16 protein-coding genes and 1 pseudogene are annotated in these 20,795 nt (G+C 56.7%); 13 read left to right on the top strand and 4 right to left on the bottom strand.

The window, feature by feature from the left end; all coding sequences use genetic code 11:
- The first annotated feature begins 402 nt into the window (after positions 1-402).
- Together JZZ72_RS04010 and JZZ72_RS04005 are read left to right on the top strand one after the other, a co-directional pair.
- Positions 403-1,059, top strand: coding sequence for a hypothetical protein (locus JZZ72_RS04010; protein ID WP_057711080.1), 657 nt, complete (start codon positions 403-405; stop codon positions 1,057-1,059).
- Between the two features lie 177 nt (positions 1,060-1,236).
- Positions 1,237-2,703, top strand: a complete 1,467-nt coding sequence (locus JZZ72_RS04005; protein ID WP_205489178.1) for a DUF726 domain-containing protein — start codon at positions 1,237-1,239, stop codon at positions 2,701-2,703.
- Between the two features lie 83 nt (positions 2,704-2,786).
- On the opposite strand, the gene JZZ72_RS27675 is transcribed toward JZZ72_RS04005, so the two are convergent.
- The gene (locus JZZ72_RS27675) at positions 2,787-3,125 is read right to left on the bottom strand and encodes a hypothetical protein (protein ID WP_186354989.1); all 339 of its coding nucleotides are present in this window, start codon (positions 3,123-3,125) and stop codon (positions 2,787-2,789) included.
- 656 nt (positions 3,126-3,781) lie between these two features.
- Here JZZ72_RS27675 and JZZ72_RS03995 point away from each other — a divergent pair.
- Genes JZZ72_RS03995 through JZZ72_RS03985 form a run of 3 tightly spaced genes read left to right on the top strand, consistent with a single transcriptional unit; the run spans position 3,782 to position 10,087 of the window.
- On the top strand, positions 3,782-5,488 hold the full coding sequence (locus JZZ72_RS03995; RefSeq protein ID WP_205489179.1) for a dynamin family protein: 1,707 nt from the start codon (positions 3,782-3,784) through the stop codon (positions 5,486-5,488).
- A 13-nt stretch (positions 5,489-5,501) separates the two neighbouring features.
- Positions 5,502-7,745: a dynamin family protein gene (locus JZZ72_RS03990; protein WP_057711077.1), complete on the top strand. Its 2,244-nt coding sequence runs from the start codon at positions 5,502-5,504 to the stop codon at positions 7,743-7,745.
- Complete coding sequence (locus JZZ72_RS03985) at positions 7,742-10,087, top strand: dynamin family protein (protein WP_205519820.1); 2,346 nt, start codon at positions 7,742-7,744, stop codon at positions 10,085-10,087. The genes JZZ72_RS03990 and JZZ72_RS03985 overlap by 4 nt, the downstream gene beginning before the upstream one ends.
- A 370-nt stretch (positions 10,088-10,457) precedes the next feature.
- Here JZZ72_RS03985 and JZZ72_RS03980 read toward each other — a convergent pair whose 3' ends face one another.
- Positions 10,458-11,510 (bottom strand): ADP-ribosylglycohydrolase family protein, encoded by a 1,053-nt coding sequence (locus JZZ72_RS03980; RefSeq protein WP_057711138.1) that lies wholly within the window; start codon positions 11,508-11,510, stop codon positions 10,458-10,460.
- 10 nt (positions 11,511-11,520) lie between these two features.
- Positions 11,521-11,778 carry a hypothetical protein gene (locus tag JZZ72_RS03975; RefSeq protein ID WP_015093398.1) on the bottom strand — a complete coding sequence of 86 codons (258 nt, stop codon included), beginning with the start codon at positions 11,776-11,778 and terminating at the stop codon, positions 11,521-11,523.
- 120 nt (positions 11,779-11,898) lie between these two features.
- On the opposite strand from JZZ72_RS03975, the gene JZZ72_RS03970 reads away from it, so the two are divergent.
- The 6 genes and pseudogenes from JZZ72_RS03970 to JZZ72_RS03950 all read left to right on the top strand — a co-directional run bounded on the left by JZZ72_RS03970 (position 11,899) and on the right by JZZ72_RS03950 (position 18,362).
- On the top strand, positions 11,899-12,774 hold the full coding sequence (locus tag JZZ72_RS03970) for a WYL domain-containing protein (RefSeq protein WP_057711074.1): 876 nt from the start codon (positions 11,899-11,901) through the stop codon (positions 12,772-12,774).
- A 276-nt stretch (positions 12,775-13,050) separates the two neighbouring features.
- Positions 13,051-13,422, top strand: coding sequence for a hypothetical protein (locus tag JZZ72_RS28055; protein WP_328825113.1), 372 nt, complete (start codon positions 13,051-13,053; stop codon positions 13,420-13,422).
- On the top strand, positions 13,338-15,161 hold the full coding sequence (locus JZZ72_RS03965) for an AAA family ATPase (protein ID WP_328825112.1): 1,824 nt from the start codon (positions 13,338-13,340) through the stop codon (positions 15,159-15,161). Before JZZ72_RS28055 ends, JZZ72_RS03965 begins: the two co-directional genes overlap by 85 nt.
- A gap of 92 nt (positions 15,162-15,253) precedes the next feature.
- Positions 15,254-16,265: pseudogene (locus JZZ72_RS03960) on the top strand (helix-turn-helix transcriptional regulator).
- An 89-nt stretch (positions 16,266-16,354) separates the two neighbouring features.
- Entirely contained in the window at positions 16,355-16,792 is a 438-nt protein-coding gene (locus tag JZZ72_RS03955; protein WP_210014068.1) for a hypothetical protein, read from the top strand.
- Between the two features lie 532 nt (positions 16,793-17,324).
- Complete coding sequence (locus JZZ72_RS03950; protein WP_043863846.1) at positions 17,325-18,362, top strand: ABC transporter substrate-binding protein; 1,038 nt, start codon at positions 17,325-17,327, stop codon at positions 18,360-18,362.
- 62 nt (positions 18,363-18,424) lie between these two features.
- Here JZZ72_RS03950 and JZZ72_RS03945 read toward each other — a convergent pair whose 3' ends face one another.
- Complete coding sequence (locus JZZ72_RS03945) at positions 18,425-19,039, bottom strand: helix-turn-helix domain-containing protein (RefSeq protein ID WP_054916367.1); 615 nt, start codon at positions 19,037-19,039, stop codon at positions 18,425-18,427.
- Between the two features lie 181 nt (positions 19,040-19,220).
- On the opposite strand from JZZ72_RS03945, the gene JZZ72_RS03940 reads away from it, so the two are divergent.
- Together JZZ72_RS03940 and JZZ72_RS03935 are read left to right on the top strand one after the other, a co-directional pair.
- Positions 19,221-20,357 carry an NAD(P)/FAD-dependent oxidoreductase gene (locus JZZ72_RS03940; RefSeq protein WP_210014067.1) on the top strand — a complete coding sequence of 379 codons (1,137 nt, stop codon included), beginning with the start codon at positions 19,221-19,223 and terminating at the stop codon, positions 20,355-20,357.
- Between the two features lie 28 nt (positions 20,358-20,385).
- Positions 20,386-20,766, top strand: a complete 381-nt coding sequence (locus JZZ72_RS03935; RefSeq protein WP_058540570.1) for a RidA family protein — start codon at positions 20,386-20,388, stop codon at positions 20,764-20,766.
- The last annotated feature ends 29 nt before the right edge of the window (positions 20,767-20,795 follow it).

Raw genomic sequence — 20,795 nt, 5'->3', positions numbered from 1 at the left:
CATTTTCAGCAGTGATAACGTCCGTCGAGGACGCCACCACGTCTATCTGGCGGGTGGCACTTTACCAGCTTTGCGCTTATTGGAACGGGCGGGGTTTCAACAGATAGGGTCATCAAGGATGCCAAAACGAAAGGACCTTGAAAGGGATGGTCGTAAAGACGGCCTCCGTCACCTCGAATCATCCACATGGTTGGCATATTGGTTCGCGCACCATCCTAGATTGGGGTAAAAATGCAGCAAGGGTGATAGCCTTTTGGAATGCAATTGATCATAACTGATACTCGACAGACGCAAGGCGATTAGCCATCATCAACTGCTATCGTTTTCCCTTTTGCGAGTCGCGGTACCGCTTCTACCGCTCGCCTTTGCATCGGACGCTCCCCCTTGAACGTAATGAATGTAATGCCCCAGCTTTCCCTTTCGCGATCTGGACCGGTGAACGAAGCCGGCGAGGCGGTGCACTTCCGCCAGGGGGATCTCGACGGGGCCTGTGGCCCCTATAGCTTGATGATGGCACTGGTAGCCAATGGCATTGTTACCCGCTTTGAAGCGAGTTACATGGGGTTGCACGATGGTCGAACCCGATTGGGAAAATTTTATAACCGGTTGATTGAGTTCGGTGGGCTAATCAATAACGGCACCGACGAGTACGACCTGGATTGGTTACTGGATTGCTTTCGTAACCAGCTCAGCCTGAAGAAATTCAACGGCACTACCCGTTCACTTGTCACTGATTTGGTCGCAGCGGTAACCGCTGGGTACTCAACGATTGTCGGCGTGGACTGGCCAGGCGGCGAGGGTCATTGGCTATTGGTGGTCGGCTATCAGAGTCAGGTGATTGACGGTCCGGAAGGTCGGGCCAAAACCATAGTGACTCACTTTTTGTGTCTAGACCCCTTCTTGGAAGCGCCCAGAGTGTCGCTTTGGAATGCCGTGCTAGAAGTCCAAACGACGGAAGGTACGGTAGTGAACGCCGGTCGTTATCCGTCCAACCATTGGGGTGGTCTCGAGCCTACGAAATGCCGGATTACCAATGGCCTGGGTATCGGCAAGCGATAAGCGCGGCGATGCTTGTTATCCAGTGTAAACGACAGCGCTTGCGCTAAAAGAGTACCCCCGAGCTCATACCAGAAAGCCCCTACCAACTGGCGACCGTCGAGGATGAGGATGCTCGTAGCGGCATTGCGAGCTATTTTTGATCAACGTCGCACCTTACAGTCTCGGATACCCCGTCACGTGAGCCATACATTCAAATTCCTGAGCCTCCCTCACCGTTCAGGAGAGGTCGCAAACGTCTTCATCCATGGCTACTCCGCCGGCCACGACATGGAAGACCGGTGCGCGCTGCGAAAGTGCATCCCTTCGTCCCTGCACAACTGCGTCAACATCTTTGCTTTCTGGCCGTCGGGTCACTGGAGTCAGTTCGATGCGTTGTCCAGCGGCGGAGTGTCGGCGATCACCCGGGTCAATGTCTTAGCGGGCGCTGCGGCTGCAGTGGTCGACCGCGCCGTGCACTTCAACAGCAGTCGCAAACGCGCAACCGCCATGGGCAAGACACTGCTGTCACAACTCGAGCGCTACCTCCTCGAATTTCATCCTTACGTGTCGAAGATCAACCTGGTCGGGCATTCACTTGGCGGACGGGTCGTCGTCAGTGCGCTGCTCGACATGCTGCACAAGCCCGCCAATCACGACCTCGAAATCGGCGACGTGCTGTTGATGGCCGCAGCTACCGAACTGTCGGGCAATGAGGCGCGTGCCATCCGCAAGCGCACCAACTGCAAGCTGTACAACGCTTACTCAAAAGATGATGACATTCTGCGGTTGAATATCGGGGAAAACAGCGCCGGCCGCCAACCAGTTGCCAACTGCAAAAATGTGCGCATGGAATCTTTCGGCCACACGGACTATTGGCCGCGACTGGAGCAGGTACTGAGAGAATCAGGTTTCCACAGTTACCAAAGTGGCCTACCCGTTTCTCTTCAGCCCCACCCCATCATCAAGAACCCCGATCCTGTGGTAACCGACCACTTTCTGTACGACCTGCTCGAACTGACCAGCGACCGCATCCGCGGCCAATTCGCCAAGCACTTGCGTAGCAGCAGCTGGACGACGCTGGAAACCGATCATTCGCTCTACCTGCTGAGCAAGGAATTCCAACTTCTGGGCGGGCACTGCCTGGTCAACGTGGCACGCGGCCGGGGCCTGAAGTATGTGCAGATTCTGTTGATGCTGGCGGAGCATTACGATCTGCTGAGCGAGTTACACAACTGTGCGCAGGTGGTGGAGATGGAAGCGCTACTGATCAGCACGTGTTTCCGCTCTTCGTTCGGTGAGGCTCATGTGCTTGCTTCGCGACAGGAGATTACTGAGCATATGGCGGCCATGACAGAGAAAGGCTACTTCGAACAGGTCGATAGCCTGGCCGCCAGCCTGACCATTACCTCCTATTTCTCGACTCCGGAGCCACCGGCGCCTGTGTATCGAAACAGCAGCTCGGCATTGTCGAGCGAGAGCAATGGATTGGCACTGGCCTCAATATCAATGCTTCCGTCGCTGACCGGGCTGATCTCGACCGAACGCATCAAGGCCGCAGTCACCAACCTGAAAAGCGCGGTCAAACCCGGCTACTCTGCGTTGATTCCAGCGGTCGCAATTCTGTTCTATGCGCGCTTGCAACTGAACAACGAAGGGCTGCGTTAGCACTCTGCAAAATGCCTGACCAGCCATGCCGCTGGCCAGGCACGGGAGATCGAACCTGATCTCGCCCTTGCCGCGAGCGCAGCTTATCTCCCGCTCCTAGTCTCGCTGAGCTTGCGCTCGAGTAACGCGAGCAAGTCGTCAGCATCCATTTTCTGAAAGCCACTTTCCTCTTGCTCTAGAATCATCGCAGCAAACGCCTCGCTGTACTCGAGCTCTTCCTCACCTGCAACTGGCGCACTAGCAGGGCTACCGCCCCAGACACGAGTGAAAATGCAGTGGACGCCTCTTCCAACCCCCCCTTTACCGCCATACAGGTAGATGTAGTAAGCCAGGAAGGCCAAATAGAGGCCGAAACCAATCTTGAAAGGACGGGACATTATCGCAAAGCCGATCAATGCGATGACGAGACCAATAACAACCACAATTAATTGCTGCTCCTGTCAGCTCGCGGGATAACCAAGCGAGGCCCACCACCCAAAACGCGACCGGCACAATATCAATAAGACATCACCAAAAAAATAATTGCAGCGCCACACGCTCACTGTCGAGCAAAAAACTTGGCCTGCTTTCGTTCTCCCCCACCCCGCTAGCTGTAAAACGAATAACGCCTAAATACTGGTTAAATACACAGGTAAAACTTTCAGGCATGCACCTCCGCACAAGGGCTTGAGAATGCGTCTTTCCGCTGAAGAAATCGTCGGAATATGGGCGTTTTGTTGACAGTTTACGATACCGAATCAAAGTGCCATCATGCAGGCAAATCACATCGCGCCGATCTATAGGATTTACCCAACGCCATCTCATCCGGGAAGCGATATGACGTCAGTTACAGGACATGCGCGATCAATACCCTATAAACAAGGACGTGTTCATGCCTTTGCCCCACGCCTTCAATTGCACTCAATGCTTTTGGACCGACGCTAAGCAGTGACGCGCTGACCTGGTGAACGGCGGGCCGGAGCCCTTCTCGCACGACGAATTAAAAACCAACAGTACCCTGAATATCCCAACGCTTAAGCCTCAGTGCCCTCTATGCCGAGGCTTCGCGCAGCCCCTCAACACTTAAAGGATTATCACCATGCTCGACAGCCAGAAAGCGTTCGCCACCTACTTGAAGAAAATGCAGGCGCTGCTCAACGGCCAAGCGTTTTCATTCGATCAGTCACTGCTCCCCAAAGTAATGGAGACCGAGCTTGTAGTTCCCGTAATCGGGGCCTTCAGCGCCGGTAAGAGCTCACTTTTGAACGCGCTGATGGGCAAGGACATATTGCCGGTTGGGATTGCGCCGGAAACTGAACTGGCGACCGAACTGCGTTATTCCTCCGAGCCCTATCTGCTGGCGATCAAGCCCGATGGTGTGCAGGAACGCTTGCCTGTCGAAGCGTTGAGCTCAATCAATCGTCGCTCCAGCGAGTTTTCACATTTGCGCCTGTACCTCGACAGCGAGGCGTTGAAAGCCATTGCGCCTCTGGTACTGGTCGACATGCCCGGGTTTGGCTCATCGCTGGAAAACCACAACAAGGCGATTGCTTACTACCTGCCGCGCGGTGTGCATTTTGTGGTGCTGACCAGCATCGAGGACGGCAACATTACGCAATCGATGCTGCGCAAACTCGACGAGCTGAAAACCTATAACACGGACTTCACGTTCCTACTAAGTAAATGTAATCTGCGCGCCGCCGACCAAGTGGAAGACGTGCAGGCTTACATTGACGACCAGCTCGGGGTGTATTTCGGCGAGCATTGCCGCAGCATTACGCTCGGCAACCGGGGCGGCGAAGAACTAACGCGTGCGTTGACCGCCTTGCAGCCCGACGCGCTGTTCTCGCGTCTGTTCATCGACATCCTCAAGGATCAGAACTTTGAATTGCTGGCGCAGATCAACCTAGCGCTGAGCATGCTGAAAAAGGACAAGACCGAGAGCGAGCAAACCGCGCGCGCACTCGAACAGGCCTTGGTCAAGCTGCTGGAGCAACGCAAGGATGTGGAGTCGGACCTGAAGGATCGCTACTCGGGGAAAATGCTCGACCGTAGCCTGCGCGGTCTGGACAACGCGCTGAATGATTCCCTGGACGAACTGGTCACGCTGGGCAGCAGCAAGAACTCGAGCGCCCTGTCGAATGCCCTCTCCGACATCATCCGCAGCAGCCTGGCCAGCACGATCAAATCTGAAGTGCAGGACATCTCCACCAGCATGGTCGACCGGATTGCCAGTAACCTGAGTGCCACCAGCAGCCAGATGTCTGTGCTGGACATCAGTGGTAACTGGAGCGAAGAGCTTTCCAACAAGGTCAAGTTCTCGCTGGAACGCACCACGGAAATGCTCAGCGACTGGTCTACACGCCTGAGCAACCGGGCCGAGGACGACAAAAAAAGCGGCGTCATGCTCTATCGCAGCCTTTCAACCGTGCTCGCCGTCACCACCACCGTGGTCAATCCACTGGTAGAGCTGGTGATCATTTTCCTGCCCGAAATCCTCAAGATGTTTAAAGGCGGCGGTAACGAGCGCGAGACGTTTCGCCAGAAACTGACCGGCGAAGTATTCCCCAACATCAAGGCGGAACTGCGCGGAAAGATTCCGGCAATTATCGACGAACAGCTCAACGCCATGCTGAAGAAGATCAGCGACGGCTTCGAAGAGCAGATCAACAAGCAAAAACACGTAATCGACTCAATCGCACAAGAAAGCCTGCAGCTTGAAGCTCAGATCAGCGAAAAGACCGCTGTTCTGGAAAACCTTGCTAACGCAGTAAAAGCCGCTGCAAACGAACACCTCTACAAGTAAGGCGGACGACCTAATGGATTACCAATCACTCGTCGCTTTTAGCGAAAACTTGCACACACTGGCCGCAAGTAACCAGGACCTGTTTGAGCGCGAAATCGAGCAATTCAAGCGGCTAAACGGCATCGACCAACCGCAACAGCTCGCGCAAGCATGCCAGACTCTGCAAGACCAGAACCGGCTGATGAACATCGGTATTGTCGGTCGCGTGAAAGCTGGAAAGTCGTCACTGCTCAATGCGTTGATCTTTGATGGCGAGCCGATCCTACCCAAAGCCGCAACGCCCATGACTGCTGCGTTGACCACCATCACCTGGGGCGAAGTGTTCCAGGCCAAAGTCGAGTTCTACAGCGAAACGGATATCGCCGCGATCCGCTTCAAGTCGGACCAGTTCGAGCAACGGCTGGCCGCGCGCAAGCGCGAATGCCTGGAAGAGCTGGTGAAGCGCCGTAACGCCCAGGCCAATGACGCGCCCCTCGATATGGCGCAGCTGACGCTCATGGCCGATAAAAAAGCCATGAGTGAACTGCAACGCGAAGAAGGCTTGTTCGCGGCATACGACCAGTACCAGCGTATGAAGAGGTCTGGTCTCGATGCGGCCACTCTGCACTTGCACAGCGAGATTCAGGCAGGTAACCCGAAAGAGCTGGCGGCTCGTTTGCACAACTATGTAGGTGCCGACGGCACGTACATGCCGTTCACCAAGACGGTTCATGTCGCCATGCCGCTCGAGGCGCTGCGCGATATCTGCATAATCGATACCCCCGGCATGAACGATCCGGTCCAGTCGCGCGAAGAGCGCACGGTCGAACTGCTGAAAACCTGCGACGTGGTGTTCATCGTCAGCCCGGCCGGCCAGTTCCTCAATGAGCAAGACCTTGAGGTGATGGGGCGTATTACCCAAAAGGAAGGCATTCAGGAACTGGTACTGGTTGCCAGCCAGATCGACACACAGCTGTACGGCAGCGAAAAGCGCGCGCGCTTGAGCGATGCAGTGGAAGCCATCCGCACCCAACTGTCGGCGCGGGCGCAGAGCACCCTGACAGACCTCAAGCTGAGCAGCCCGGAGGTAGGCTCGGTGTTCGACAACCTGATCGGCTCGGTGCACCGTAACCTGCTGCATAGCTCAGGCTTGTGCCACAGCCTCAACCGCCGCTTCAACTCGCAAGAAACCTGGGACTCGAACGAGCAGGTGACGTGGGACAACCTGTCCACCGATTACCCGGATTACTTCACCCGCGATAATCAGGAACTGTCGTTGAGCAGCCTGGACAGCCTGGCGAATATTGACGCGATCAACGCCATGCTTGCACAGGTGCGTGAGAAGAAAGCTGAGATCACACGCGAAAAAATCGCCAACCTAATGGTTCGCAAACAAAAGAACCTTGAGGCATTCAAGGCGCTGCTCATCAACTTGGCGCGTAACCAAGTCATCCAGATCAAGAACGCCAATGTGGATCAGCTGGACGAGCAGCTGGCTTCGTTGGAGTCGAAGCGACTGGATCTCTCGCTGGAACTGGATGTCAGCTTCAAATACACCATGGCTGACTACCGCCAGAAGTTGCGTGACGACATGCGCAAGATAGCTGCGCAATTGCTCCGTGAGACACAGTCCACTGTTAAAGACGCGGAAGGCTCTTTCAGTGAAACCATTACAGTCGACAACGACGGGGTTGGAAGTTGGATTGCCCGCAAACTATGGGGTGGCGGTACTACAGAAAAAACGGTCGTCCGCGCCAAGATCATCAGTAGCCAAGTCATCTCCACCATCAACGAGTTCATGAACGACATCCAAGATGAGCTGGGTGCCAAGGTGGAGAGCTCTCACCGTGGATTGAACGAAGAACTGGCCCGGAACCTCACCCCGAAGATCCGTGAGGTACTTGAACAAGATGCCAATGGGCAAATGATCAAGCTCGCGATTAACTCAATCATTGATTCTATTCCAGATGATGACTTTGACCTGAGCATTCCTTTGCCCGAGAGCCTGAAAAGCAACGGCACGCTCAAGGGCTACGAAGCTGAACGCTTCAAGGACGCAGCCGATGACTTCATCGGTTCGTTGGGCAGCAAGGTCAAAAGCAAGATCAGTTCGTTTATCAACGATGTTGAGCGCAAAGCGCCTTCCACCATCTCCGATTCGTTCGTCGACGAGATTCAACGCAGGATCAATGTGCTCAAGGATCAGGTCGACAACGCGGCTCAAACCATTGATCGGCTTGAACGTCTGGCGCGCAAGGCCGAAGAGGTCACCCTGTGAGCAACCCGCCAAGTATCAATGAACAGGCACGATCGACGCTGGAGTCGCTCTCCCGGTTCTGGCAGTTCAAGCGTAAGAAGTTGGCAACTGAACTTAAGGGGCATCTGGACGATGCCCAGTGGCAACTCGACACGTTGTTTAGCACTAATCAGCAATTGACCACTCAGTGCGCTGGCCAGAACGACGAAATCGGCTTTCTGAAGTCGCGCAACGACTCGCTTACCGAGGCTTTGCAGGTTGAAACAGCCAACATGGCGTCGACCGCCGAAGCCCTTGCGCAGGAGAAGAGCAAGCTCCAGAAGGCCATGCTCGCGCTGACCCAGGCCAAGGTTTACACGAAGGACCTGGAAGAGCGACAGGCTCAGGCCTTGGCCCAGATCGCAGGGCTCGAAGAGCACCTTGCCGATCACAAGCAGCAGCTTGTCGACAAGGAACAGTGCATCACAGAGCTTCAGCGCACGCTGACCAATACTAGACAGCAGCTCGAAGAACTGAATAACGTCAAACAGATGTTGACCGATCAGTGCGCCGAGCAGGCAGAGCAGATCCGCACGCTGGAATCGCGTAATGAGGTGCTCACCACCCAGTTGCAGGCAGAACGGGTCAATGCGGCAGAGCAGGAAGAGCGTAAGGTTCAGGCGCTTGCCGAGATCGCCTCCCTTAAAGAGCACCTGGCAGATCGCAAGCAAGAACTGATCGAAAAAGAACAGCGTATCGCTGAACTTCTACACACGCTGTCCGACGCGCGCCAGCAGATCGAAGCATTGAACGACGCCCAACACCGGTTGACCGAACAGTGCGCCGGGCAGGCTGCGCAAATCGGCTCGCTGGAGTCGAACAATGAAGCGCTCACTGCCCAGCTGGAGGCAGAACGGGCCAATGCTGCGGAGCTGGAAGAACGCAAGGCTCAGGCACTGGCACAAATAGCCGAACTGGAGACGTATCTGGAGGAACATAAAAACCAGTTACTGTCCACGGAGCAGAACGTCGACTTGCTGGAAAGCCTGACCGAGCAACTCAAGGCCTCTCAGCAGCACCTGGAGAACAACTACGCAGACATCAACAAGCAACACCTGTCGCTCACTGAAAAATTTTCCCTGGTGAGCAAAGTCCTGGCCCAGCAACCACCCACCAATGAACAGCTGGATAGATTCGCCGACCTGATCAACCACGACTACATGGAGTTCGCCAGTCGCGAATCGTCGTTGGCCGGCGAAGCCCAGGCAATGCTCGATATGCAGGCGATTCTCGCCGAGATGCAGATGCTGAACAACTTCCCGAGCATTGCCGGCAAAACCATCCTGAGCATTGCTGGCGGCTTCAGTAGCGGCAAGTCGGCGTTCGTCAACAGCTTCATCCATAACCCAAGCGTGCAACTGGCGACTGGCATTAACCCGGTGACCGTGGTACCCAGCTACGTTGTATGTTCCGAAGAAACCCGGATCAAGGGCTATTCGTATAACGGAGGGGCCATCGACCTGGAGCCCAGCCTGTACGCATCCATGTGCCACGAATATGTCCAGGCCTTCGGCTTCGACCTACGGCGCATCCTGCCCTTCATCAGCGTCAAGGTTCCCATGGATCCGGACTTGTTCGGCAACCTGTGCATCATCGATACGCCCGGCTACAACCCTGGTAATACGGGTGGGGCTGCGGCTTCCGACCGCAGCACTGCAGCTTCCCTGGTCAATCAGGCATCGGCACTGGTCTGGGTCATCGGACTCGACCCGGCCGGAACCATCGACCAGTCCGATATCGAGTTCATCGAATCCACGCCGTTTCGCGGAGAGTCGCTGTACATCGTGCTGAACAAGGCAGATGTGAAGTCTCAAGACGACATTAGCCAGATCATGGATCAGGTAGCCGACGACCTGAGCTTTGCTGGTATCGAATACGCGGGCATGTGCGCCTATTCATCCACACGCAAGAAAGACTACCCCTCGAGCCGCCGGACGTTTGACCAGTTCCTGCGCTCTATCAACCGTAAAGTGGATGTGGTCGGGAAAGTTACCAGCAAGCTCGACGCAGTGTTCGATGCCTACAAGCAGGCCCTCAAAACCGATATAGCGCAGCTGGAGAGCCGCAAAGGCGAGTTCAACGGGTTCAAGCTCGATGCGCTGGAAATAGGGGGAACGGTGTTGTTCGACAGAATAGATCGAGCATTTCCCATATCTGAGCAAATGTTCGATTCTTCCGGGCTGGAAAAACTGGTGGATGAATGCGAGGGCCTTCGTCGAAAGCTCAAGCTGGCCGCTCGAAAAGCCTTGGAGGCTTGCGAACTCGTTCGCACGAGAACCTCTGCCGAGCCTGATGACTTTCTGCGCACTCGAATACGCCGCTAAATGCCTGAACGCGCACTTTTGGGAACCCGGGTCTGCCCTATAGCAGGCCCTTACAGGCCAGGATGCACATCCCCGGCCTGTACGTTAGTCGATCAGGCAGGTGCTACGGTCATCCGCCACCCGCTCAAAATCGCCGCCGCGCCAACAGCTCCGCCACCGCCCCCGCAAACCACCCCGCAGGGCGCATCTTCAGCGCCTTGCTCCCACACTTCGGGCACTGATCGATCCACTCACCGGGCGCCAACGCATCACTCTGCGGAGCCACTGTTTTCGTCCAACCACAACCTTCACATTCAAAAGTGAAGGGTCTGGGTTTGATCGGCATTTTAAGCTCCTTTTCCGCTGCGCAAGTTCACTGCCTTCACCGTGCTCAACTCCCCGGATACGCCAGTTCAATCTGCTCATCAAACTCGCCGTCAAGCCCACAGTACGCATGCGCAACGTGTTCAAGATCTTCAGCTACCTGCGTAATCACCTGACGCAGTTCCAGGCGCTCGAGCCAGCGAGCAGGAACGGTGGCGGTGCCATACTGCGCGCCCAACAAGTGCCCGACGACAAGCCCTGTACTGCTGCTGTCACCACTGTGATTGACCGCCGTGACCAGCCCTTCTTCAAGTGATCGTGCGGTCAGCGCGCACCACAGGCCGATGGCCAGCGCCTGTTCTGCGACCCAGCCACCGCCAAAATCGTCGATGCGTTGCGGGGTGGGCAAGTAACCCTCGTAAAAGTACAACAGCACGCGCTCGATGAGGTTGCGAGTTTCTTCCATGCCAGGCACTTGCCCATACCTGGCCAGACTTTGAGTCACTGCGTGTTCCAGGCTGTCGCGTCGATCGACAACACGCTGAAGAATGTCGGCAAACAGCCCAGCCGCCAGATAGCATGTCGGATGCCCGTGCGTCAGCCGTCCGGACTGGGCCGCGTGGTGGAATGCATTGGCAAAGAATGCACAGGGTGCAGCACGGACCAAGGCACCGTTGCCTTTGCTGTGGTTTTCGGCAACCGCCCCAAGCCACCCACTGGCCTTGAGTGCACTCAGGCAAGTTGAGTCGGGGGCACGCCTCGACCAGAGCTCCACATCCTTGATCAGCCAGCCATCTGTGGCGACCGGTATCAGCGAGGGGTAATCCTGGGTCGTCAGCCAACGTAGCAATGCGTGATGAATAATGCTGGGGACATGGCAAGGCTGCCGTGAACTCCCAAGCACATATGCCCGCAGCAAGCCTTCTGCGGTGAACAGCATCATCTGCGTGCTGTCGCCGATGGAGCCGGTGATGCCATACGCCGGGGCAAAATCAATCATGCCCTGCGGACCGAACCTGGCCTCGATGAGCGGCCACTCGAGAAACTCCACGGGGGCGCCAAGCGCATCACCGACAGCGCCACCCAGCAGGCAACCTTTGATCAGCTCAAGTCTGTTCATGTCCATTCCCTTATCCCTCAGCCGGGATCAATTCCTGCAAAATCACCAGCTTTCTTTGCAACTGCTCGATGTGTGCTTTTTCAGCGCGCAGTGCCGAACGCAACTCGCGGTTCTCTGCCTCCCAAATCCGTGCCCAGCGCGCACTCTTTTGGCAATCCATAGCCATCTGCCAGAGGTCACGCAACCTCAACCACTGATGCAGTAACACCAGCAGTATTGCCACCATCATCACCAACGCCCCTGTCGAAACCAATTCCGACATACTCATGCCCACTTCCTTCCGTGACTTCAATTCATTTCGAATGCCAGACACAAGATATGTAGTGTTAAGTGACAGGTCTAGAATGTAGACTTATACAGGTAAAGTATTCACGCACATGGAGAGGGTATGAAACGCAAACAATCCATCGAACAGGTCCGCTGGGACCTGGCACTTCGCTATCGCTTGATCGAGACAGTTGCCTGGTGGGAGGGCCGGTTGACCACGGGACACTTGATACAGAGCTTCGGCATCAGCCGTCAGCAGGCGTCCAAGGACATCAACACCTACATCACGGAACATGCGCCCAAAAATCTTACATATGACAAAAAAATAAAGGGTTACGTACCCAGCAAGACGTTCACCCCGCTGTTCATCGACGACAGCGCCAGCGCCTATTTGCACCTGCTTTATCAGAACAACGAACGCGCCCCGCACATCGATGGACTCGCCCTAGCCTACGCCCACACCAAGGTGCTGGAGGTCCCGGATCGCCCGATTCGCCCAGAGGTACTACGCCCGCTGCTCAAAGCGTGTCGCGATGGCCTGCGCCTGGAAACCGAGTACGTGTCGCTCAATACCCCTAACGTGGAAATTCGTCTCATCGCCCCTCACACGTTGGTCTACACCGGTATGCGCTGGCATGTGCGGGCTTACTGCGAGAAGAACGCCCAGTACCGCGACTTTGTGCTCAGCCGTCTACGGGGCCAGCCGGATTTGCTCGACGAATCGCCAAACACTCGTGAGCTGGATGAAGACTGGAACACCGAAATACCGGTGATATTTGCCGCCGATGGGCGATTGAACGCGGCGCAGAAGTCAATCATCGAAACCGACTTCGGCATGGTTGATGGCCAGCTAGTTGTGCCCAGTCGCAGGGCGCTGGTGAAGTATGTATTGCAACGCTATCAGATCGACCCCAGAAACCTGACCACTAATCCTGAAGCGCAACAAATCGTGGTGACCAATCTCAAGGAACTGAAGCCTTGGCTTATGAATGATTGACGCTCAAGTGGTGGATGGCGTGGACTTCCACGCCGGGAATCCGGCCCCCTTCTCACTGTTGACTGAGGTTCGCACTTGCAGTCTGACACTCAAGATCCCGAGGTGAGGAGAGTCCATCCCGTTGCTTCTGATTCATCACCAGCAAGGACTGCGCATCAGAATGCCAGCCTCTTTCGACACGGCATCTATCGCCATTCCACCCCTGACCCGAGCGCGACACATTACGACGCACCTTGGCCTCATGATCATGTCTTGCCAGTATCAGGAGTAGTCGTCGTGCCCATCCCGCGTTCGCTGAATCGCAGTAATGTACGTAGTTCCGGCCCCCATAACGCGGACACCTGCGCCCTGACCCTGAAGTGGTCGTTCATGATGATGCTCGATCTTGGCGGGCATCGGAATCTTATCCAGCGGCATGGCTTTAACGATGACGAACTGGCCATCGAACTGGGCCTGCAAGCGCTGATCGATGAAGAGGATTTCCACCCACGCCAGGCGCTCTTGCGCTTGAAGGGCGAACGCAAGCTGTTTGATGAGACGTTCACCAGCTACGATACCCCGACATGCTGGAAGAAAATCTTGAGGCGCTGGGAGAGTTGCTCGAACTTGATGCGGCGGAACTCCGCATTCTCGGTTTTTGTGTCCTGATGCATACCGATCCGACGCTCACCAACGCTGCCGACGAGCTGGGAATGCTCGGTTTCAACCGCATGCTCGCTGTACTCAGCACCCTGTTGGATATTCCACAGCTGCAACTGACACGGTATCTGAGCAACGACGGTCAACTGGTCCGGTCGGGTCTGCTTGAAGTCAATACCCTGTCCTGCTCGGTCACCACCCTGAGCAGCCGCTTGAGCGTGGGTAATTCTGATTTGCCGGGATTGATGCGTTTCAATCAGGACGAGCCCATCGAGTTGTTCAAGTATGCGTTCAGGCTTAGCCCGCCGGGTGAGCTCGGGCTCGATAAATACGAACACCTGCGTCAGCACGTAGATATCGCCCAAGCCTACCTGGCCAAGGGATTGGTCGAAGGCCGAAGCGGGGTAAACACTCTGCTTTATGGCCCGCCAGGTACGGGTAAGACACAGTTGAGCCGCCTGCTCGCCAAAACACTGAATACCGATCTGTATGAGATCGCCTGCACCGACAGTGACGGCGATCCGGTCAGTGCCAGCCAGCGCTTGTGCGCATTGCGCTCGGCCATGAGCGTCTTGCATTCGCACAAATCGCTGCTGGTCCTGGATGAAATCGAAGACATTTTCGATAGCCCCACACCCATGGGTATGGGTGCCCGCAGCAAGGCACAGAAAGGCTGGATCAATCGGATGCTCGAAGAAAACGCCCTGCCCTGCTTTTGGCTGAGCAACAGTGTCGAGTCGCTGGATGCGGCGCACATTCGCCGCTTTGATCTGGTCATCAACCTGCCAAACCCGCCTCGGGCACAGCGCGAGCAAATCATTAGGGAGTGCAGCGCCGACAAGCTGGGCAATGAGCTTGTGGAGAAACTTATCGATCATGAACATGCAACACCGGCAGTGATCACTCGCGCGGTTCGCATCGCCCGCAGCCTGAATCCCCGCGCCGGCAAAAAGCTTGATGCAACGGGCGAGTGCCTGGTCGACAGCACACTCAAAGCCCAAGGTTTTGACAAGTTGGAGGGCGCACAGGGCCAGCGATTGCCGAGCTTTTACTCGCCTGAACTGATCAACACCGATGTACCGCTCGATGGTCTGGTCGAAGGTTTACGCAAGCACGCTGAAGCACGCTTATGTTTCTACGGGCCTCCTGGCACTGGCAAAACCGCCTTCGGCTGTTGGTTAGCACAGGAACTGGACAGGCCACTGATGGTGCAACGGGTATCTGATCTTGTTTCCCCGTATGTGGGCCAGACCGAACAGAATCTTGCCGAAGCTTTTGCACAAGCCACTCAGGACGGCGCGGTACTGCTCCTCGATGAAGTCGACAGCTTTTTGCAGGATCGACGCAAGGCAAAGCAAAGCTGGGAAGTGACAGCGGTAAACGAAATGCTCACCCAGATGGAAAGCTATCGTGGCCTGTTCATTGCCTCAACGAACTTGATCCGTGATCTGGACGAAGCATCGCTGCGCCGCTTCGACATGAAAATCTACTTTGGTTACCTGGACCAACCCCAGGTACAGCAACTGTTCAGCACCCACTTGCAGGCACTTAAACTCAAGGACCCCACCAAGACGGCAAGCCTGCGGCTGAGAAGCGAACAGCGATTGACCCCAGGCGACTTTGCCTCGGTGGCCAGGCAAGCGCGCTTCAAACCCTTCGCCAATGCGAACGAGTTGGCCTGCGCGCTCATCGCTGAAACCCGCCTCAAAACTGCCGGGAAGCAGAGACCTATAGGGTTTGTACACTGACAGCGGACGTTCGGACGGGTGTTGACTGGCTTAGTGCCATCTATCACCCTTGTCGCCATACCGAGCTTAAGCACTACACAAGGAAGCCTGTCTTGCCCTCTGCCAAAGCCCAATCCACCGTCAGCCGTCAGTGGGAATTGCTTCGCCAGTTGCCATCCAGATCACCCGGAATCACCACCGCCGAACTCGCCACGCGCCTACACTTATCGGGTTATAAAATCAGCCGGCGTACGATTGAACGCGACCTGATCGATCTGTCGCTGATGTTCCCCCTGCAATGCAATGACGCAAGCGCGCCTTACGGTTGGTACTGGCAACCCGGTGTCAGCGTCGAATTGCAGGGAGTTACCCTGACCGAGGCGTTGAGCCTGGCTCTAGTCGAAGACGCAATCCGCCCACTGCTGCCTAACAGCATGCTCAGAGTGCTGGAGCCTCGTTTCAACCACGCGCGACAAAAACTCAAGTGATTGGGCGAGGAGAATCAAGCCGCACGCTGGCTGGATAAAGTAGCCAGCGTGCGCCCCGCACTTGAACCTGCAAGCGCCGGAGATTCCAGAGGAAATTCTGGAGACATTGCAACAGGCCTTGCTGGAGGAGAAACAGTTGCAATGTCAGTACTACTCCGCACACTCTGACAAAGTCAGCCAACTGAAACTCAATCCGCTGGCCCTGGTGCAACGTGGATTGATCACTTACCTGATCGGCACCGCCGACTCTTACACCGATGTGCGCCAGTACGCAGTCCATCGATTCCGCGAATTGTCCCTCTTGGAGTCCCCAACGCAGGGACTGAAGGATTTCAATCTACAGGCCTACTTGAATAGCGATGCGCTGCAGTTCGGCAATACAGAAAGAATCGCCTTCCAGGCTTGGCTAAGTGAAAAGCAAGCTCGCCTGCTGCGAGAAACGCCGCTGAGCGCAGATATGGCGCTAACCGACCTTGGCAATGGCGATGGCTATCGCGTCACAGCAACGATCAGCGATAGCTGGCAACTGCAGTGGTGGATCTTGTCGCTGGGCGATGCGCTAGTGGTTGAAATGCCGCTGAACCTACGCGAGCAAATTGCGCAAAAGCTGAGGAATGCTGCGGCTGGGTATGAGTGAGAGTGGAACCATGCAGGCTGAAAATAGCCGGTAATCGGAATCTCATCATCACGATTTTATCAGCATCGCACAATAAATAAGGACTTTAAATGACAGACGCCCTTGAATTCACTCCGAATCTCCGTCGGCCGAAAAAAATTGCACTGCTATTTGTCGTTGATACGTGGGGTATTGAGGACCCATATGCTGACGGTAATTGGCATAAGTTGATCCATCAGGCAGCCCGTAGCTGGATAACGGAAAACCCCGATCAAGAGCCTGCCACATTATGGTCGGTCGTGCGGCCGTGCGACTTTTTCGAAAATGGAACCTCGTGTTATATGACCTGTAGCACCAAGCTACCGGACATTTTTTTTGACCAACTCAATTCGTACATGGCTCAGTACTGTGGCCCCCATGTCACAGTGGCTGAGGTCGATTTCGATCTACCATTCAACAGCATCGAAGGGTGGCGCGCCTACCTTCACTTTGAGCAAGGTCAAATCTGGGAACAGTCAGACGCAATCAGTTGGCGTGCATTGGACTAGGGAGCTCACACAAAGCATGCACCGGGATGTCCGCTTCGGGCAGTTCACTGCCAATCATGGTGACGAGGCGTGCTCCGATGCAATCGGTGGTCAGATCGAATGCAAGCGGGTGGTCAAGTGGAGTGCAATTTCGCACGGCATTCCAATTGGTATTCCAACCAAAAATTGGAACCAATATTGACTCTATAAATCAATAACTTACCGAGCAGATTCAACTTACCCCGGCCCACCAAACTCAGAAAAGACGTTCTCGGACTTCTTCTCTGCCCCCTCTCATCCATTCATAGTTTAGTAAACCCCAATCCAAGAATCGAAAAAGTCAGCTTTTACCCTCCTTACCCCCATGAAACCTTAGGGCACCACAAAACCACCTAAGGAGAACACTGCGCTGCGTGGCGAGCCTTGCTGTTGGCTGTGCGGTTTGCCCTGCAGCGCTGGAACGAGAACCGGATGTCTCTCGTCTGGGAGGACCGATTGATCCCGGTGTCTCGAGTGATGTGCAATCACCCTTGAACAGTAGGAGATAACAATAATGATCAAAGCTCTGAAATTCGCAGCACTCGCAACGGGGATAGTCACTGCCAGTCACGGCCTCGCGGCCGACCTCACCATCGTCTCCTTCGGTGGCGCCAACAAGGAGGCCCAGGTAAAGGCCTTCTACAAGCCCTGGCAACAAGCCCGGGGCAGCAAGATCATTTCCGGCGAGTACAACGGCGAAATGGCCAAGGTCAAGGCCATGGTCGATACCCGCAGCGTGTCCTGGGATGCCGTGGAGGTGGAGTCCGCCGAGCTTGCCCGGGGCTGTGAAGAGGGCATGTTCGAGACGCTGGACCCAGCTCAGATCGGCCTCGATACCAAGCATTTCGTTCCCGGCGCCATCCAGCCCTGCGGCATAGGGTTCCTGGTGTACTCGACGGTGCTGGCCTACAACACCAGCAAGCTGAAGCAAGCCCCCACCGGCTGGAAGGATTTCTGGGATGTGGAGAAATTCCCGGGCAAGCGCGGCCTGCGCAAGCTGGCCAAATCGACTCTGGAATTCGCCCTGATCGCCGACGGGGTAGCGCACGCTGACGTCTATACGTTGCTGGCCACCAAGGCAGGCCAGGACCGCGCCTTCGCCAAGCTGGATGAGATCAAGCCGCATATCCAGTGGTGGGAAGCCGGCGCCCAGCCACCTCAGTATCTCGCCGCGGGGGATGTGGTGATGAGCTCGGTGTACAACGGCCGCCTCTCGGCCAAGCAGAAGAAAAAGTACGACCTGGACATCGTCTGGTCCGGCGGCCTCTACGAGTTCGATTCCTGGGCTATCCCGCGGGGCGCTTCGCGCCAGGAGAAAACCCGCGAGTTCATTGCCTTCACACTCGACCCCGCGCAACAGAAAAGCTTCGCCGAACATATCGACTACGGCGCCGCCAACCTGCAGGCCATGCAACTGCTCGACAAGGACCGCATCGCCGAACTGCCCACCGCGCCAGCGAACCTTTCCCAGCAGGTGCCGGTAGACCCGCTGTTCTGGGCCGACCATGGCGAACAACTGGAGCAACGCTTCAACGCCTGGGCGTCGCGCTAACCCCTGAACGGCCAGCCATGGGGCACTCACCCCATGGCTTTCGGAATCTGCCGAGCACAAGGTCAGACCTCCGTCATCACCACCATCACCTCGGCGTCACTCCCCGCCTCGCCCTCAGCCAGGTAGATGTGCCCGATCGCGCTGTTGAAATACACCGTCTCCCGGCAACCAACGCTGACGGATTCACCCGTTTCGAACTGAATGCGCACACGGCCCGAAAGCACCACGGCAAACTCCTGCCCGGGGTGGCGAATGTAGTCTTCGAACTGGCTCATCTCACGCGCGCAGATGCGGGCATACATCGGCGTCATGTTGCGCCCGGGAAAATCCCCCGCCATCGGGTGGTACTCGTAGTTGCCCGTGCTGTAACCCGCCGCCGTATCGATGGCCGTGCTCACCACCGTGGGCTGTACCGCCCCCACGCTCACCTTGGCCGGGCTGAACAGCTGGGCGATGTCCACACCCAATGCCCGCGCTGCCGCCGCCAGCTTCTCGTAACTCACCGATACCTGCGCCAGCTCCATCTTCGACAGGGTAGACAGCGCCACGCCTGAACGCTCGGACAATTGCTTGAGCGTGAGCTTCTGGTTCTTGCGTATGACACGAAGACGGGCACCCACCTGGGCGCGATCTATCAAGGGGTGGGCCGGGGAACGCGAGACTGGATCGGAGCTCATGCAAACTTCTCTGCCATACGGAAACGATGCCTTGGGCCAAGCCGGGCAAGGGCCAAAAATAATACCTCAAGGTAATAGGTTGACTGGAAAATTCTCATATCTTACATTTCTCGTATCTGAGAATTACAAGAACAGCGGCGAAGACATTGCTTCTCCCACTCGGAACAGGAGGCACCTCGGTATGCACGACAGCGAATGTTTCGATTTCGCCATCATTGGCGGCGGTATTGCGGGGGCCTCCCTGGCCTATCGCCTGGCTGGGCAAGCCAGGGTCGTGGTGCTCGAGCGCGAGAGCCAGCCGGGCTATCACGCCACCGGTCGTTCCGCAGCCATGTTCATGGAAAGTTACGGAACACCGCAGATCCAGGCCTTGACCCGCGCCAGCCGCACTTTCTATGAGCAACCGCCCGCTGATTTCACCGAGCATGCGCTGCTGGAGCCTCGCGGTTGCCTGTATGTCGCAGGCCAGGGGCAACAGCCCCTGCTGGAACAGACCTTCGCTGTCGGTGCAGCACAGGCTGGCAATGTGTCGTTGATCGATACCGAGCATGCGCTCGCGTTGGTGCCGTGCCTGAACCCGGAAGCAATGGTTGGCGCGATGCTCGAAACCGACGCCCGCGATCTGGACGTGCATGCACTGCACCAGGGCTTCTTGCGCGCCATGCGCCGTGCCGGTGGTGTGCTGCAATGCGATGCGCAACTGAGCGTCGCCACGCGCGAAGGCGGTCACTGGCACCTGACCCTGGCCGACGGTCGCCAGTTGCGCGCGCGCACGCTGGTCAATGCCGCAGGCGCCTGGGCTGATGAGGTTGCGCAGCAGTGCGGCGTGAAGCCCATCGGCTTGCAGCCCTGCCGACGCACAGCCTTTACCTTCGACGGCCCCCAGGGCATGGATTTCTCGCGCTGGCCCACGGTGATCGGCATCGACGAAAGCTTCTACTTCAAGCCCGATGCCGGCCAGTTGCTGGGCTCCCCGGCCAACGCCGACCCCGTGCCGCCCCATGACGTGATGCCTGAAGAGCTGGACATCGCCACCGGCATCTACCACATCGAGGCCGCCACCTCCCTGACCATCCGCCGCCCGCGTCACAGTTGGGCCGGCCTGCGCTCGTTCGTCGCCGATGGCGACCTGGTGGTCGGCTGGGACAATCACCGCGAAGGCTTCTTCTGGCTCGCGGCACAGGGCGGCTATGGCATCCAGTCTGCGGCCGGCGTGTCGCAACTGGCCTGCGCCCAGTTGCTCGATCAGCCGCTGCCCCAAACACTGCTTCATCAAGGTGTCGAGCCACAGCGCCTGGCACCTGCCCGCTTGCGTTAATCATTCATCACCCACGAGGTTCAATGCCATGTCCGAACAACTGCAGCGTTACCCCAGCCATCTGCCCTACCCGTTCTCCAAGGCCATCCGTGTCGGCGATTTCCTGTTTCTCTCGGGGCAGGTACCAATGGACCCACAGGGCAACGTGGTGCTCGGGGATATCCGCGAGCAAACCGAGGCGGTCATGAGCCGTATCGGCGAAACCCTGACCGAGTGCGGTGTGGGGTTCGATCAGGTGGTCAAGGCCACGGTCTGGCTGACCGACATGCAACATTTCGCCGGTTTCAACGAGGTGTACAAGCGCTACTTCGACAATGGTTTTCCGGTGCGCTCCACGGTCGGCGGCAGCCAGCTGGCACTGGGGGTCGACGTAGAGATCGAAGTCCAGGCCTGGGTCGGCGCCCGCTAGCACACCCTTGCCGCCTGCCACTGCGATGC

It is taken from the genome of Pseudomonas palmensis (assembly GCF_017848315.1).
GTDB classification, from domain to species: domain Bacteria; phylum Pseudomonadota; class Gammaproteobacteria; order Pseudomonadales; family Pseudomonadaceae; genus Aquipseudomonas; species Aquipseudomonas palmensis.
Note: the sequence above shows the minus strand (reverse complement) of the source record. Positions and strands in the feature narration are given on the sequence as shown.

Excerpts from the sequence above, each read along its gene's own strand:
- JZZ72_RS04010 (WP_057711080.1), top strand. The coding sequence starts at position 403 with ATGCCCCAGCTTTCCCTTTCGCGATCTGGACCGGTGAACGAAGCCGGC.
- JZZ72_RS03995 (WP_205489179.1), top strand. The coding sequence starts at position 3,782 with ATGCTCGACAGCCAGAAAGCGTTCGCCACCTACTTGAAGAAAATGCAG.
- JZZ72_RS03990 (WP_057711077.1), top strand. The coding sequence starts at position 5,502 with ATGGATTACCAATCACTCGTCGCTTTTAGCGAAAACTTGCACACACTG.
- JZZ72_RS03980 (WP_057711138.1), bottom strand. The coding sequence starts at position 11,510 with ATGAACAGACTTGAGCTGATCAAAGGTTGCCTGCTGGGTGGCGCTGTC.
- JZZ72_RS03975 (WP_015093398.1), bottom strand. The coding sequence starts at position 11,778 with ATGAGTATGTCGGAATTGGTTTCGACAGGGGCGTTGGTGATGATGGTG.
- JZZ72_RS03970 (WP_057711074.1), top strand. The coding sequence starts at position 11,899 with ATGAAACGCAAACAATCCATCGAACAGGTCCGCTGGGACCTGGCACTT.
- JZZ72_RS03965 (WP_328825112.1), top strand. The coding sequence starts at position 13,338 with ATGCTGGAAGAAAATCTTGAGGCGCTGGGAGAGTTGCTCGAACTTGAT.
- JZZ72_RS03955 (WP_210014068.1), top strand. The coding sequence starts at position 16,355 with ATGACAGACGCCCTTGAATTCACTCCGAATCTCCGTCGGCCGAAAAAA.
- JZZ72_RS03950 (WP_043863846.1), top strand. The coding sequence starts at position 17,325 with ATGATCAAAGCTCTGAAATTCGCAGCACTCGCAACGGGGATAGTCACT.
- JZZ72_RS03945 (WP_054916367.1), bottom strand. The coding sequence starts at position 19,039 with ATGAGCTCCGATCCAGTCTCGCGTTCCCCGGCCCACCCCTTGATAGAT.
- JZZ72_RS03940 (WP_210014067.1), top strand. The coding sequence starts at position 19,221 with ATGCACGACAGCGAATGTTTCGATTTCGCCATCATTGGCGGCGGTATT.
- JZZ72_RS03935 (WP_058540570.1), top strand. The coding sequence starts at position 20,386 with ATGTCCGAACAACTGCAGCGTTACCCCAGCCATCTGCCCTACCCGTTC.